8 protein-coding genes, 1 pseudogene and 1 riboswitch are annotated in these 16,298 nt (G+C 43.1%); all 9 genes and pseudogenes read right to left on the minus strand.

Going from position 1 to position 16,298, the window contains the following annotated elements; genetic code table 11:
* Positions 1–56: 56 nt before the first annotated feature.
* Positions 57–414 (minus strand): annotated as a pseudogene (locus NE638_RS16665) (MerR family transcriptional regulator); the annotation flags it as partial.
* Positions 415–461: 47 nt separating this feature from the next.
* Positions 462–1,628, minus strand: coding sequence for a sensor histidine kinase (locus NE638_RS16670; RefSeq protein ID WP_021650572.1), 1,167 nt, complete (start codon positions 1,626–1,628; stop codon positions 462–464).
* A 163-nt stretch (positions 1,629–1,791) separates the two neighbouring features.
* A complete protein-coding gene (metK, locus tag NE638_RS16675; protein WP_022427323.1) occupies positions 1,792–2,994 on the minus strand; it encodes a methionine adenosyltransferase in 1,203 nt (400 codons plus the stop codon).
* Positions 2,995–3,080: 86 nt separating this feature from the next.
* Positions 3,081–3,182: riboswitch (SAM riboswitch) on the minus strand.
* 188 nt (positions 3,183–3,370) lie between these two features.
* The gene (locus tag NE638_RS16680) at positions 3,371–4,966 is read right to left on the minus strand and encodes a pilin N-terminal domain-containing protein (protein ID WP_173746752.1); all 1,596 of its coding nucleotides are present in this window, start codon (positions 4,964–4,966) and stop codon (positions 3,371–3,373) included.
* Positions 4,956–5,873, minus strand: coding sequence for a class C sortase (locus NE638_RS16685; protein WP_173746754.1), 918 nt, complete (start codon positions 5,871–5,873; stop codon positions 4,956–4,958). The genes NE638_RS16680 and NE638_RS16685 overlap by 11 nt, the downstream gene beginning before the upstream one ends.
* A gap of 3 nt (positions 5,874–5,876) precedes the next feature.
* Positions 5,877–6,737 carry a class C sortase gene (locus NE638_RS16690; RefSeq protein ID WP_227752307.1) on the minus strand — a complete coding sequence of 287 codons (861 nt, stop codon included), beginning with the start codon at positions 6,735–6,737 and terminating at the stop codon, positions 5,877–5,879.
* Positions 6,738–6,895: 158 nt separating this feature from the next.
* Entirely contained in the window at positions 6,896–8,368 is a 1,473-nt protein-coding gene (locus NE638_RS16695) for a SpaH/EbpB family LPXTG-anchored major pilin (protein ID WP_173746756.1), read from the minus strand.
* A 62-nt stretch (positions 8,369–8,430) separates the two neighbouring features.
* A complete protein-coding gene (locus NE638_RS16700) occupies positions 8,431–13,872 on the minus strand; it encodes a SpaA isopeptide-forming pilin-related protein (RefSeq protein ID WP_173746757.1) in 5,442 nt (1,813 codons plus the stop codon).
* 676 nt (positions 13,873–14,548) lie between these two features.
* The gene (locus tag NE638_RS18310) at positions 14,549–14,767 is read right to left on the minus strand and encodes a helix-turn-helix transcriptional regulator (RefSeq protein ID WP_044961618.1); all 219 of its coding nucleotides are present in this window, start codon (positions 14,765–14,767) and stop codon (positions 14,549–14,551) included.
* Positions 14,768–16,298: the final 1,531 nt, after the last annotated feature.

The raw sequence follows: 16,298 nt of genomic DNA on the forward strand, positions 1-16,298 counted from the left end.
CTTCCATAATCTTCAATACACTGGTCTACAATAATACCTTTGGCATTACAAAACTATCGTAAAAATACAACTTGGTTTTGTAAATCATCTTTTTGATTTCTTGTAGATACCCTAGTACAGCGAATATTAAGTAACCGCCATATTGACTTGTCTGATTTTTCATCTGCTGCGTCAATATAGCAGAAACTTAATTTTCGCTGTACTAGCATAAATAACTACCTGACGTTGGTCATCTTCAGTATTTATTCCTTTGAATTGCAGATATTGGTCATAAGTGTAATAACGTCTATCAGTTGGAATTCGGTTTGCCTTTAGAGTTCCTTCTCTATCCCAACGCTGTAATGTTTTTACAAATACACCTAACAGTTCAGCAAAATCTTTTAGCTTGTAATTTGTGATATTTGATGTGTTCATAATAATTTACTCTTTTGAGTAAATTCAAACACATTTAATCATATCAGTCAACAGTTTTGATCACTTAAGATATTCTCCTGATATTTTCTGAGAACAAAATACATGATCGTTCCGATTCCCAGCCGGCTTGTGGCCCAGACCTTTCCACCATGATCCTCCATGATCTTCTTTACGATGGAAAGTCCGATACCGCTTCCTCCCTTGGAAGAATTTCTGGAAACATCGGTACGGTAAAAACGGTCAAAAATATACGGCAGATCCTTGGCGGCAATACCCTTGCCGTTATCCTCGATCTCCACCTGGATAAAATCACCCACATCCTTCACCCGAAGCTGGATGATCCCCCTTGGCTTCTCCATATACTTAATGGCATTACTCACGATATTATGGATCACACGGCGGATCTGCTCACCATCCGCAATAACCTGCACACCCTTCTCCACATAATTGGCATACACAAGCTCGATCCCCCTGGTCTCCATCTCAAGCCCAAGCTCCTCCGCACAATCCGAAAAATAATCCTCCACATTCAGCTTGCTGAACGTATACGGAATACGATTGGTATCGATCTTGGAATAAAAGGTCAGCTCATTGATCAGATGATCCATCTCATTGGTCTTATTATAAATGGTACGCACATACCGGTCCATCTTCTCCGGCGTATCCGCCACACCATCCATGATCCCCTCCACATAACCCTTCACCGCAGTGATCGGCGTCTTCAGATCATGGGAAATATTGCTGATCAGCTCCTTATTCTCCTTATCCATCAGGATCTTCTCTTCCGTGGACTCCTTCAGACGCTTACGCATCTCCTCAAAATCCTGGCAAAGCTGGGAAAATTCATCATTCCCCTCAACCTCCAGCACAAAATCCAGATTCCCCTCCTTGATGTTCTTGGTAGCCTTCTTAAGCTTCACCAGCGGAACCGCAATGCTCCTGTAGATCCACAGCCCCACGGACAACGCGGTAAAAACAAGGATGATCGTTGCGGTCAGGATCATATCCTTGGCCATCAGCTTCACCTGGCTGCTGGAAGACTGCGGCAGCGAAATATCATAGACCATCTGGCTGGAATCCGAAGCCTGGCTGCTGCTCTCCTGCACATGCTTCGCCTGCGTCTGGCTGAACCCGTACAGACTTGCGGAAAAAAGAAGCAGCGGCAGCAGAATGATCGCAACGAAGCCCACAATAATACGTGTTTTTAACTTCATCTGTATCTCCGTCCTTTATAAATTCACACATTCACATACACGTATTATAACATAAACTATATTCCCTATCTCTAAATTTTCTATAAAAAACCCCATCTCACCATGCAAGAAGCCCCCGGTACTGGCACTACCGGGGGCTTCACTCTTTATTCTTCTGAAACGATTATTCGTAGCTGTTGCAAAGATACTTCTTCAGAGTCTCAACCTTGTCCAGATGCTCCCATGGAAGATCAACATCTGTACGGCCGAAATGACCATAAGCAGCAGTCTGCTTGTAGATCGGACGGCGAAGGTCAAGCATCTTGATGATACCAGCCGGACGAAGATCAAAATTCTCACGAACGATCTCAACAAGCTTAGTCTCAGAAAGCTTACCTGTTCCGAAGGTATTCACACTGACAGAAGTCGGATGCGCAACACCGATCGCATAGGAAAGCTGGATCTCACACTTGTCAGCAAGACCGGCTGCAACAATGTTCTTTGCAACATAACGTGCAGCATAAGCAGCAGAACGGTCAACCTTTGTGCAATCCTTACCGGAAAAAGCACCGCCGCCGTGACGTCCTGTTCCGCCGTAGGTATCAACGATGATCTTACGACCTGTCAGACCACTGTCACCGTGAGGTCCGCCGATAACAAAACGACCTGTCGGATTGATGAAATACTTCGTATCCGCATCAACCATATCAGCCGGAATGATCGCATCAAAAACATACTTCTTAATATCCTCATGGATCTGCTCCTGAGTAACATCCGGATCATGCTGTGTAGAGCATACAACAGCATCGATTCTCTTCGGCTTGCCGGCCTCATCATACTCAACAGTAACCTGAGTCTTTCCATCCGGTCTTAAATATTTCAGAGTGCCGTCCTTACGAACCTTTGTCAGCTGCTGAGCAAGCTTGTGAGCCATGTTGATGGCATATGGCATATACTCCTCAGTCTCATTGGAAGCATAACCAAACTGAAGACCCTGGTCACCGGCACCGATGGAATCCAGCTCGTCCTCATTCATATCGTCCTCTTTCTGCTCAAGAGCCTTGTCAACACCCATAGCGATATCTGTGGACTGCTTGTCAAGTGATGTGATAACCGCACAGGTATCTGCATCAAAGCCATAATCCGCATTGTCATATCCGATCTCACGGATAGTATCGCGAACGATCTTCTGGATATCAACATTAGCCTTGGTTGTGATCTCGCCCATAACAAGTACAAGACCTGTTGTAGTAGCAGTCTCACATGCAACACGGCTCATCGGATCCTGTGCCATCATAGCATCAAGGATCGCATCGGAAATAGAGTCGCAGACCTTGTCAGGATGACCCTCAGTTACAGATTCAGATGTAAATAAAATTTTCTCCATGATCTTCTCCTTTTGTAATAAAACAATGGTTATATACATAAAAAACAGCCCGTACAATCCGGACTGTTTAAGTTCTGTAAACAATCCTCTTATTGTTCGATTGCTCGCTCAGGTTGGCACCTTCCTGGATTCTCCGGGGTTGCCGTGGCTTCACAGATCCTTTGTATCTCCACCACTCTGAATAAAAGGCTATCTTTTATGAAATTTACTGCAACACATACAATATACTTATCATACCAAAATGTCAAGAGCAATTTTCGATAAAAAATATCACCCGCTGCTTTTTCATCCCCAATACATAAATATTCCAAAAAAAGAACCGGGCATCCACATCGCCCGGTTCTTCCATCGATCATCCTTCAGAATGATCCGTTATTTATTTTTTCTTCTTTCTCTTAACTCCATAAGCTGCACCACCGCCAACAATGATCGCTGCTGCAAGGATTCCAACCCATACGCCGATCGGTGTATCATCGCCGGTCTTTACAGAACGTCTTGCTGTACCGCTGGTATCGTTCGGAGCAGTTCCGCCCGCTGTACCGTTATTCGGGATCGGAGTGATCCTATCATTTCCACCATGATTTCCACCAGGTGTAACAGTCGGAATCGGTGTCGGCTCGGAAGAAAGACTGTTGGTGATCTCTTTTGTTACAGTATATCGGTTATCATTATTCAGTGTAACCTCACCCTGACCGGTAACTGTATACTTAAAGGTATCATCATCAACCGGATTTCCATCCTTATCCGTCTCCAGAACAGTATAAGTAACACTGTTGATCTCCTGATCCTTTGGAAGATCCAACATTACCTCAACACTACCATTCTGTTTCAGAGTCACTACCTTCTCAAGCGTCAGCTCACCGTTACTTTCAGTGGAGAACACACCTGCATAGAACGTATCATCCACAGTAGAAGCAACACCATCGATCATCACATTCTTCTTAATGTTGATATATCCGTTACGGCTAAATACATCAGAAATCTTTGTATAATAGTTATTTACATAAGCCGCAGCCTCAGTAGCACCACTATCTCCACCGATCACAACCTGATTGGACTTCTCTTCACTCTCACCATTCGGCTTCGTTACATTGTAGTAGTAAAGATTCTCATCATCCACCTTGATCTTCGTATTCTGCTGAATAGGATTTCCATCCTCATCCAGCTCAAATACATAATAGGTGCCATCCGGAACATCCGTCCATGTAGCTGTACCACTGGAAGCATTCTGGATATGGATATCCTGTAAATAATCATCACGGAACGGGATCGTACCTTCCTGATCCGAAAAAACGCCAACCTTATAAGTTACATCCTCTTTCGTTTCCAGAGGAATCACATTGTCGTTCTCATCAACATTATAGATCCTCTTCGTAACCTGGATCTGTGTATGCTTCGGCGGATTACTTACAGACTTCGGATAAGCCTGTACATCGTACATCCAGCCCTGCTCCTGATCTGCAAAAGGAACGGAGATCAGCATCGGTGAAACCGTAACACCACTAACATCACTGTTTCCATCTGTCTGCACCACCAGGTACATACCCTCAGCCAGTTTAGCGAAAGTCATATTTCCCTCTGCATCAGAGGACTTGGACATACCCCACACATCCACGCTTCCGCTGACGATCATAGCCGCCAGCTTCTCTGCCGCTTCATACCAGCCATCAGCCGTCGTGATGGAATCAAAATCGATTGCTGCGGCAGCCAGTGCCTCATCCAGCACGAAATGCACATTGCCATCAAAATTCACACTGCCAACCTTGTAGATCGTCAGCTCTACATCCTGCAGCGGAGTCTGGTTTCCCTCCTCATCCGCCTGCTGAACCGTCAACGTCAGATTACCTGTTTTTCCAGCTTCATAATCCCCGGCGAAAACCGGCTGCAAAACACTCGTGACCAGCATAGCCGTCAGCATCAGAACAGCCAGAAGGCTCCGGAATATTTTCCCTTGCTTTCTTCTATTTTTCATCGCTCTCTGCCTCCTCTTTCCTTTCTGAAAGCTGCTTCTTTTTCCGTTTTTTGTCCCTATGACGGACGATCAGATAAATCAGCAGGATCAGAACAACAAGCACTGCAGCGCCGCCGGCCAGAACCCTCTTCGGATCCACAACAGCAAGCTTCTGCGGTATCGTTTCGTCATTCTTTGTATCTTCCACCACATATTTCGTCCGCACTCCCCGGACAAGAAGCCTGTGGGTGTTAACTCCATAAGGGGTACACGTGATCAGAGTCACATGATCTTCACCCTCGATAATATCCAGGTCACTGGTCTCATCCGGAAGCACCGTCTTGATCTGATCCACCTTGTAGGCCAGATGCTTGCCAAGAATGTGCAGGATAAAAATATCTCCCTTTTCCATCTGATCCAGATCTGTAAAAAGCTTTGCGTTAGGAAGACCTCGATGCGCCGCCAGAACCGCATGGGTGCTCCTGCCTCCGATGGGAAGGCTGGTACCCTCCACATGACCGACACCCTTTTCCAGGACCGTTTTGCTCAGTCCGTGATAGATCGCCAGTCTGGCTTTGATCTTCGGGATCTCGATACTCCCCATCAGACCATCACCGTTCGGATCCAGAACCCTGTCATAAGGATGACTCAGCTCATAAGTATCCTCTTCCTCAAAAGCATCTACAATGGCATTCACCGGATGCTCGGCATTATACTCCTTCGCCTCTTTCCACAGCCTGTCATAGTCGTTGTCCGAAAGCTCCGTTACCGCTTCCTCGTACTTACTGACCAGCTGGGCATTACGATACTGGTTCCACATATCACTGATCGTGGGATAAAGGAACACACCCGCACCCGCCAGAAACACCAGAACGATAATGATGTTCAGGACAACATTACTCTTTTTCTTTTTTTTCTTTTTAGCCATAAATCATTTCCTGCGTCGTTTTTTGTTCTGAACAGAATTGATACCGGCAACCAGGATCACCGCGATCACAATTCCGATCACAACACAGAGAGCAAGCATCGGAAGCGTCGGATTGGTGATTCCGGTAACCTTCTTCTCTGTTTTCTGAACCGCCTTCGCAGCCTTCATCGGAACTCTGTGTCCCCTCACCAGAAGTCTGTGCGTATTCACCGCATAAGGCGTACACGTAACCAGCGTTACATAATCATCCCCATCCGTGATACCCAGAGACTCTGTCTGCTCCGGAAGAACGGTAAGAATCTGATCCACCTCGTAGGCAAGAGTCTTACCCAGCACATGCAGGTAAAAAACATCTCCCTCTTCCACAAGATTCAGATCTGTAAAAAGTTTCGCACTTGGAAGTCCTCTGTGTGCCGACAAAATACAATGAGTACTCTTGCCGCCAACCGGAAGACTGCTGCCGAACAAATGACCGGCGCCCTTCTCCAGAGACTCATCTGTCGTGTAATGATAGATTGGAATGCTCACATCGATCACAGGAATCTCCACATACCCCATCATTCCATCACCATTCAGGTTCAGAAGAGACTCATATGTACTGTCCGTCTGTCCATCCCTCACGGAAAAAGCATCCGGCACACTTTCCTGCTTGATCTGTTCGTTATACTCCTGTGCTGCCTTCCACATGCTGTCAATCTTCTCCGAATTATCATCCGAAGAAACACTGCTGCTATAATTACTGATCAGCAGGCTGTCCCTGTACCGGTTCCAGGCATCACTGACCATTGGATACAGCAGTATGGACAACCCTATCAGAAACAGCAAACCAAGTCCAATATAATTTTTCTTCTTATTCTTTCTCATAGGTTTCTCCATACTGTTGTATTACCATTCCGGCCCCCGAAGGGGCCGGGCGGTAATGATTTCTTCAACAGAATAATCAGAAACTATTCTGTCTTAATACTTGCTTTGTCGTTGCTTATAAATAATTTTTGAATTGAATCAATCCGGCAATCAAATGATTACTCCTCAGATCCTTTTCTGCGGCTGATGAAGAAAGCACCAGCAGCGCCAGCCATAACTACAACACCGATGATAGTGAAGAGGTATGTTCCCATGCCACCTGTGGATGGAAGGGAGTTGAGTTTTGTATCATTTAAGCCACCTTCATTATACAATTTAGCTGTAGCAACTTCTCCGTCTACAGTAAGTGTAAGTGTCTTACCATCTGTATTAATAGAATATCCTTTTGGTGCTTTTGTTTCTTCAAAGTGATAAGAACCAACATCTAAACCTTCTACGTCAATATAACCATTTGCATCTGTCACAAGTTTTGAATCAGCACCTTCTGTATCTGGAGCATATTTATATTTTCCAGTTTTTTCTTCCTTTACGAACGTTAACGGTACTTCTTCTCCATCTTTATACAATACAAACTCAGCACCTTCCAATGCCTTATTCACATCACCATCGCCATATTTCATCAGAACTAATTCTCCAGTAAATAACTTAACCGGAACATTATTTCCGCCGTAATCTACACCTGCTGCATGGCTACCTGCTTCATTTTTTACTGTTGTTTCATTTACTTTTACGGTATAAGTAACTGTAATTTTCTTTCCAGCATTCGGATTAGCTGTATCTGCAACTAATTCACCTAAATCAACAGTAAATCCATTGCCTTTATCATTTACTACGATTTTACCAACCTGGCCATCTTTGCCTTCCATTGTTACACTATTAACAGCATTTGGTCCTGCTAAATAGTAATCAGCACCAGTAATTTTATCAGTGATTGTAAATGTTCTGTTCTCTGTATTTGCTGCATCAATAAAAGGTACGTATGCTTCGATTGTATAAGTTACAATATCTCCAATTGCTACTACATGATCGGCATCTTCTGTTGTTTTATCTACAGATGTTGAAGATTTTTTAGCAATTACTTCTGTACCTGATAACGCTGGATATGGCTCGCCAAATCCTACATAAGCAGTTGCTGTTTTATAAGTATAGCCTTCCTCTTCTGCTTTAATTGCATAAATACCAGCTTCACTTACTTCAATTTTTGTCTTATCTGTTAATTTTGTGAATCCAGTAAGTGCTGCAACTTTACTTAATGCTAAGTCAATATTTGCTGCTGTTACCTGTTTTGCTGTTACACCAGTCGGTAAAACAACATTAGGATCTTGAAACTTAATTAATCCCCAGATAACTTCCTGCTGTGCATCAGCGGAATCTGTCATTCCTAATGCTTCTATGAAGCATGCTCCTGCTCCATTCGTAAATGCCCAACCAGAAGTTGTGCTCTCATCCTTTTGAATGATCTGCATACACTCAACACTGTCTGCCGTATTAAAATCTGTAAGTTTAATTGTAGCATTTCCATCTGCAAATACCGCTGTGCACATAGACAGTACCATAACCGCTGCCACTAATAATGCACCAATCTTTTTAAATAAATTTTTCATAAGGTTTGCTTCTTTCTTTCTCTGCATTTTTCTTTTTCGCCCTTCATCGGCCATTTACAATTAATGTGTTACGATCTCTTTGCTTCTTCCTACCTTCGTTTATTATTTATAAACAACAGGAGTGCAGTTGCAAGAATCGCTACACCACTGATTGTAAATCCATATGTTCCCGGACCACCGGATTCTGGTAAGGAATATACCTTTGCGTTTTCAATCATATATCTCTTATCAGAATTCTTTGCTATTACTGGTTCTCCGTCATTCTTTGTAACTGTAACTTCTCCGTTATTTTTAATGACGATTTTCCAAGGCTCAGTTACTAACGAATAGCCTGTAGCTGCTTTTGTTTCATTTAACAGATAATTACCTGGAAGCAATTTTTCAAATCCAAATGTTCCACCATTTTTAGATGTCACAACTTCGACTTCTTCACCTTTAGTCCAGCTTTCATCCGCTTTATAAAGTGTAAACATTGCTCCATTAATCGTTATATTATTATCTGCCGCATCAACTTTTACAAAATCTACATTAGCCACAGTTTCTTTGTTAGTATAATCAACTTTACCAACACATCCTGGACCTGCATACTTTGCATAATCAACACCTTCAACCTTCAGTGCTTCAGCCTCTAATGCATTTTTGTTATCGTTGTCTGTACCAATTGTAAATTTGATATCTTTAAATTTGATATCTTCACTCTTTTCAGATTTACAATTTGTTACTTTTGAATCATTCTCTGCACTAAGCAACTGATAACCACTCTGGCTTACTTCCTTCACAATATACTCACCACGAGCCAACCCACCAACAATGGCTTTAGATTCATCATTCCCCATAGTGAACTTAGCGTCAGTATCCCCAGTTTTTACAGTCGCAGTTACTGTTGTTACAAGGTTTGATTCCTCTGCACTATTTTTATAAATCTTAAAGGTAAACGTTCCATTTTGCTTTGCAGCTTCTTTAAGCTTCTTAGTAATCTGAATCTGACCTTTGATAATATGAATTGTATAAACTCCATATTCTTTATTTGGATACTTCTCAGTGTCGCTATTTATAGCGGTTACTGTGCGAGTATCTCCACCAGCATTATACGTTACTTTCAAATAATACTTTTTAGAATCTGGCTCAGGAAAAACTTTCGCCATATTCCCTACTTCAATCGGTTTGGTACAAGCTTCATCTTCATACCATGTTAATGTAAAATCATTTTCATTAAATGCCTGTCCATTAGCACCCATTGTATAGGTCACTAATTTCTTCTTTCCATCCAGCTGAGTCACATATCCCTGAGGCTTTGCCTTATCAAACAATACCTTTAAAATATCCTCCGCTGTTGGAACCTTATCACCATAGAAAATTGTTGTTTCATTGTTGTTTACTGCCAAATCAGATTTTACATTGACCCTTGGCTGTGGTAAAATTGCATCTCCATACCCCGTAGAAATCTTTGAATCCGGCGATACGTTGGTTGGAACATTGTTGCCACCGATGTAATCATCTTTGGCTTTTACTTTAATAGATTTACTCCAACAAGCATTGCCGGCTTCATTTTCCTTTTTATTAGGAATTCTCTGTCCTTCCCATTTAATACACTGATTTCCCTTAGCATCAAGATAAACTGTTCCGTCATTAACTTTGACTGTTTTTCCATCCTTTAACTGATCCGCTGTGATAGCATTTCCCTCTTTGTCAAGAATTACAAATCTCGGATCAATTACATCTGTAACAATAGCATTCTGAATAGCAGTATCCTCAGTAACTGTATGTTGGATTTTCTCAAAAATTTTAGCAAGATCCTCCGCATTAGTCGCATTAAATGCACAACCTTTAGATGCAATTCCTGGATAATTTGTCGAATCATCTTTATCACCTGCCAGGAATTTTTGTCCTCTCTCACTTAATGCAAAACCTACCGTAAATACTTTGATACCTTTATCCTTTAATTCCTTAGCTGCCTTTTCTGCATAATCCTGATAGTTATCATCCCACACACTACCATCACCTGTCGGTTCTCCATCGGTAAACAAGATTACATATTTAGGATTTTTAGCATTATTCAAGAGTTCCAATGCTTTATTTAATGCTGTATGTGGTGATGTTCCGCCTGTTACAGACAACTGACTAACATTTTTTATCAAAGTATCCTTATTTTTATCAACATTTAACAATGTCTCTGTAGCATTTGTAACAGCTGTATTAAATGGCGCTAGTCCTATATTACTCTCAGATGAACTTGTAGCCGTATTTCTTATAAATTGATTTACTACTTCTTTTAACGCAGTTATTCTTGATGGCCACTGATATATATTAGTATCATCAGAATCCTCAATCTCCTTCCAATACCTCCCCATCAAACCAGTATAATAATACATCCACTTATTACCTACATTAATCATTGGATACTTATTTAAAAAATAACTATAGTAATAAATCTTATTTGGCTTCAATGAATTTCTAATATTATTATATTTTCCAACGCTAACGTAGCTTGTATCCGTATCTCCCGCTGTCTGTGTATATCTCATGGAGCCAGAAACATCTAATGCCATTACTACATCCGCAACTCCACCTGTTGTTACTACGCTAGAACTTGTTGTTTTGGACGATGCTGTAATATTGATGTCATAAGTTCTCTTATCCCAGTCGTTTACAGTTGCAGTCTTACTGTAATCCATACTGGATTCAATAATTTCCTGCCGCGTCTGGTTAACAATCTTCTTATCCTCAACTGTTTTTCCGGAACTGTCCTTCAAAGTAACTAAAGCTTCCGTATTATCACTGTTTTTCTTTACCTCTACAGTCCATGTTTCCGTAGATCCTACATAACCATCTGGAGCCTGTGTTTCTCTTAAATAGTAAGTTCCTTCTCTTAAACTTCTGAAAATTACTTTACCATCCACATTATCAACTCGTGCAGATTCTACACTTCCAATTTCACTCTTACAATCAGGATCTCCGTAAAGTGTAAAACGGGCTCCGTTCAATCCTTGCTCTTTATTAGAATTTACTTTCTGTAATTCTAATGTTCCAAGTGGATCTGTTGTAACCTGTGAAATAGTTGCATTTGGAAGCGTAAACTCCATCTTACAATTGGAAGCGCCAGCTCCTCTTTCCATATAAAGAACTGTTAATGTATGCTCAGCGTTTTTATCTGTATTTTTTAAGTACTTCCACAAATCTACTTTATCAGTAGCTTCACTATGAATTCCACCCAGGTCAATAACTACTTTATCTCCGTCCAAAACAACCCATAAGTCGTCATCACCGGTAAAGTTATAGTTAAGAGCTCCAATATAATCTCCAAGCGTAAACTTAATATCATAACGCAATCCAAAGAAATAGTTATGTGCATTCCAATCCTCTACATTAGTATTGTAATTAGCACCGGATTGATATCCAACAGGATCCAGTGGGAAGAAATCACCACCAGCATTTGCAACCCAATTTCCCTTTCCATCATGAACAGTTGATAACTTATACGTATCTCCAGTTCTATCAAAATTAAGTACATAATCCTTATATACTTTTCTAAGATATACTGTCTTGTCATCTTTATCTTTTACAGGTAAATCTTGCTGTTTAAAAAATCCTGGGTCTGCATAATTAAATGTAACGTTCGGTCCGTTAACACTATTTAATAATCCCTTTACTGTTACTCTTCCATCTTTATTTCCATCTTTATTAATTGCCCATTTTCCACTCCAGCTATTTGGACATTGCCCATTATCCCACCATTTATAGGTATAATCATCATAATTATCTATAGCGCTTCCATTACCATTACTAGCGTCATATCCACCTACTGTTAACTTTTTATCACTTTTCGGATCACTATAATTTTCCGGATTATTTATAGAATCCCTGCCACCATTTTTAGTTAGTACCTTAACCGTATAATCAAAGAATATCGGTTTTCCAATTGTTGTTCCCGTTGTAGCTTCATAATAAGCTGTAACTGTAGCATTCTCAGCCAGATCTATAGACTTCTCAACATCTGTATTATCTGAAGGATACTCTCTGTGATCTTCGGACTTTGTGTCAACAACTACTTTTGTAACCTTCCAGTTAGCAAGCTCTTTTAATTTAAGTTTTTCTCCAATTTTAAGCGATTTGACATCTTCTGCATAAATCTCCTTTCCTCCATCTTCGTTACAATATTTAACTGTAACATTGATGGTGTCATTTCCCTTCTGGACAATTACATAAGTAGAAAAATGCGTAGTCTCAAACTCAACATCACCATTCTTGGCAACGCTGCCATCCATATTTTCAACGTTATCATTCTCGTCTACGTGATATACATCCGCATCCTTGATCTTCTTCTCATCATTCAGAGATACAGATACCTTCACTGAAGCACCCGGCTGAACCTCTTCGCCGTCTACCAGGAATTTGATATCGTAGGAGTGAATCTTCTCGATGGCTTTCTTTTCTTTGATCGCTTCTTCGGTGATCTGGTCTTCGGCTTCCTGGCTGAGCTCTACCGGTGTTACGGAAAGCTTTGCGTCGTCCGGAAGGTCTGCCGGATTGGTAAGAGTAACCTTAACATTGACCTCGTTACTCGTGTAATCATATCTGGTAATCTCAGGCTGAATTTCTTCTTCCTGCACATCCTCGACTTCTTCTGCCTCATCACTGCTGTCAACAACCTGTGCCATATCACTTCTTATGTAAGCCTCGGTTCCTTCCCAGGAAACCTTGTACCAGGTTGCTCCGTCCTCTGCTGTTACGGTATCCAAAAGTGTGAGCTGTGTTCCTGCGTTTACAGTTGCCAGAACCTCTGCCTCGACAGATGGGCTGACACGAAGATTCGTATCGTCTCCCAGAACCTCGATCAGGCTTGTCTCACCATTCTCATCTGCTGCCGGAATCTCCTCCGGGCTCGCAATATCCTCTGCCGGTTCTTCCACCACATCCGGATTCTCTGCCGGAGCCTCTGTCGGCTCAACTGCCGGCTCCTCAGAAGGCTCTTCCCCAGGAGTTACCTCCGGATTCTCTGCTGCCGGTGTCTCAGCTGCATCCTGCTCAGGCTCGTCCGAAATATCCATTCCGTCCGTAAGCTCCTCTGATGCGATAGGCACCTCGTCCTCATTACCGGAAACAGCTTCCGCCTCGACATCTGCTGTCTCAGGAGAATCCCACATAACGGCAAAAACAGCTGCGTTGCCAGTCTCAACCTGAAGTGTCTGGATCTGTTTGCCCTCGTTGACATTCAGAACCTTCAGATCCTCGTTGGCCTGTAAGGTGTTAACATCAGTATCACCGGTACTGCTGTTATAATGAAGCTTCTCAACGGTTACACTCGTGCTGGCTGCATCGGTAAGCTCCGGTGCTGCCGGTGTCTTGTACTCAAAAGTTACTCTGACTCTGCCGTTCGGCTCGACTCTGTTTCCGTCGCCATCAGCAAAATACACATCATACGCAAAAAAACCTCTCAGGCTGCTGCCCTTGTCTGTAGCTGCTGCTGAAAGCTTCTGAGAAACTGTATCATAAGATACGGATGAATTCTCGTTTACGCTGTCAGCCTTCAATGCTGTATTCTGCGGAAGAGCTCCGTCCTCCAGTGCCTCTGCTGTTACTTTAACAGAATCATTTTCATATGTAAGCGTCGATTGCTGCGCCTGTTCCGTTTCCTCCTGGTCAGCGCTGCTTACATCCGGTGTCGATTCTTCGGCCGCTGGTTCAGATGTAATTTCGCCATCTGTAAATATATCCTCCGTTCCATCTCCGAACGCCTCACTCGCGGAGATCGTATATGCACTCGGCATACAGGATACCATCAACGCCAAAGCCACCATAAATGCCAGGAGTTTTCTGATCTTATTATTCCTTAATTTTTTCATACCTTTCCCGCTTTCCTATGTGTGCATTAACGTGTACTGTATTTCTTATTACTTTACTTCTGTTTATATTCCTTTCTCTTAAAAAAGCTTCATGTTTTTAGCCGGTGAGTAAACAGGTTACACCTTTTCAGTATTTTACCCTTATGTGATTGTAGTGTCAATATACCAGGCATTTTTGGTAAGGATATTGACATTATCAGATGCTATCGAAAATCAGTCTTCAACTCCTCCTTCTTAACTTACTCGTTTACTGGTTCTTTTCGCCTGATTTCTCCGATAAAATCTGACTATTCGTGATATTTATTATACAACACTACCAGTTGTTTTGTAAGGCCCGTTTTTTCAAAAAAAAGTGCCTCTGTCACTATTTTAACATGAATTTTTTCAGCTCATCCCGCTTCTTGACATTCAGCTTGCAAAAGATATCCGTAAGGTAATGCTTGACAGTATTAATGGAAATCCCCAGATGCTCTCCGATCTCCTTATTGGTCCATCCCCCACTTGCCAGCATGGCAATAGAAAACTCCATCGTCGACAGCTCCCCCGTAACCTTTCTCCGGTTTTCCGGATTATGAAGCGCCATCCAGCCCCTGCTGAAAAAATCACACCCTCCGTGATCCGCTGATACGCCTCCGGATCCCGGTTCCGGATACAAGCCTCGATCAGCCCCCGCAAAAGCCCATGATGCTCAATAAAAGGCTCCAGAAACCCATCCATCTTCGCCAGCTCCCAGCTCCGGAGCATCTCCTCCTGCGCCTCCTGCTTATGCTTTCGGTTTATCGCACACACCGCCATCATACAGTGGATATACGTCATACTGATCGGATACGGCCTCTCCGCCATAAACAAAGCAGCCTTACCCATCCCATAAGCACTCCATATCTCCCCGTTAAGATAAGTATGGTGAGCCATCACATACGTGGCAAAAAGCCTCAGCCCCTCAGGAAGCATCCTGCTGTACTCCCCAAAAGCAGGCATCCCATCCGTAGGCAGATGAAGCAAAACCGCCCCCACATACCCCGCCAGAAGACAGGACGCATAAACATCCTTAGGAACCTTCTTCTTCATAGCAATCTTCACACAGGACTGGATCCCCTCCATCCCCCGCTTAGCCGCCGCCACATTCCCCAGCGTCAGATTAGAATACCCATACAAAATACACGCCGAAAGCTTCAGCTCAATAACCCTGCTGGACAGATACCCCCTCGTGATCTCACAACACTCCTCCGCCTGCCCCGTAAAATAAAAAAGCTCAGCCCGCGCAATATTCCTCAAATCCACATCCACAAACCCCTCAACAACCTCCCGAGCCCTCCCAGGCTCAAAAGACGAATTCAAAAGCGGCAAAACCACATAATCACACATACAACCCACTCTCCTCCAAAACCCAGGCAGCCCTCAAAAAGACCACCCTCAAAACCAAACCAACAAACCTCCGAAGCCCTCACACAAGCCACATCAACACACATCCGAAGCCCATCTCTCAAGCCACATCAGCACACATCCGAAGCTCATCTCTCAACCCTCATCAGCACACATCCGAAGCTCTTCTCTCAAGCCACATCAGCATACATCCGAAGCTCATCACACAACCCTCATCATCACACATCCGAAGCTCTTCTCTCAAGTCCCACAAAACAGTCACCAAAACTCCGGATATCAATCAACCAGTCAATCAGTCAACCAATCAGGCCAACCATATTTTTCCATAATTATAATCCAAAATACTCCAAAAATAAATTTAAATATTACACAAAAACACCACACCCTATCCAAAACAGCCTCTATCCCCCAATCCCCTCACGACAAATCGCCAAAAACTCACCCCACCCACATCCAACGCAGCGCCGATGCCCTACCACCTCCCGGCACATCACAAGGAAACTCAGCCCCTGCAGCCATCCAGCGCAGCGCTGATGGCCCACCACCTCCCGGCAAACCACCACACCTCACACCCCCAAAAACCAGAACGGACAGACTGCCAGCGGGACGGCTGCATGGTCGGGACCCGGTGCGTCGGAGTAAGCCGCTGGTCATACTTGGCGCCTGAGGCACCTGGCGGGAAGGTACTCTGCGGCCACAAGCCGCAGAGTAAGCCCCATCTGTCTGAGCCA

The sequence above is a fragment of the Blautia sp. MSK.18.38 genome, assembly GCF_024460535.1.
GTDB classification, from domain to species: Bacteria; Bacillota; Clostridia; order Lachnospirales; family Lachnospiraceae; genus Blautia_A; species Blautia_A fusiformis.

Bases quoted from the DNA above. Each gene is read 5' to 3' on its own strand.
- NE638_RS16670 (WP_021650572.1), bottom strand. From the start codon at position 1,628: ATGAAGTTAAAAACACGTATTATTGTGGGCTTCGTTGCGATCATTCTG.
- metK (WP_022427323.1), bottom strand. From the start codon at position 2,994: ATGGAGAAAATTTTATTTACATCTGAATCTGTAACTGAGGGTCATCCT.
- NE638_RS16680 (WP_173746752.1), bottom strand. From the start codon at position 4,966: ATGAAAAATAGAAGAAAGCAAGGGAAAATATTCCGGAGCCTTCTGGCT.
- NE638_RS16685 (WP_173746754.1), bottom strand. From the start codon at position 5,873: ATGGCTAAAAAGAAAAAAAAGAAAAAGAGTAATGTTGTCCTGAACATC.
- NE638_RS16690 (WP_227752307.1), bottom strand. From the start codon at position 6,737: ATGAGAAAGAATAAGAAGAAAAATTATATTGGACTTGGTTTGCTGTTT.
- NE638_RS16695 (WP_173746756.1), bottom strand. From the start codon at position 8,368: ATGCAGAGAAAGAAAGAAGCAAACCTTATGAAAAATTTATTTAAAAAG.
- NE638_RS18310 (WP_044961618.1), bottom strand. From the start codon at position 14,767: ATGGCGCTTCATAATCCGGAAAACCGGAGAAAGGTTACGGGGGAGCTG.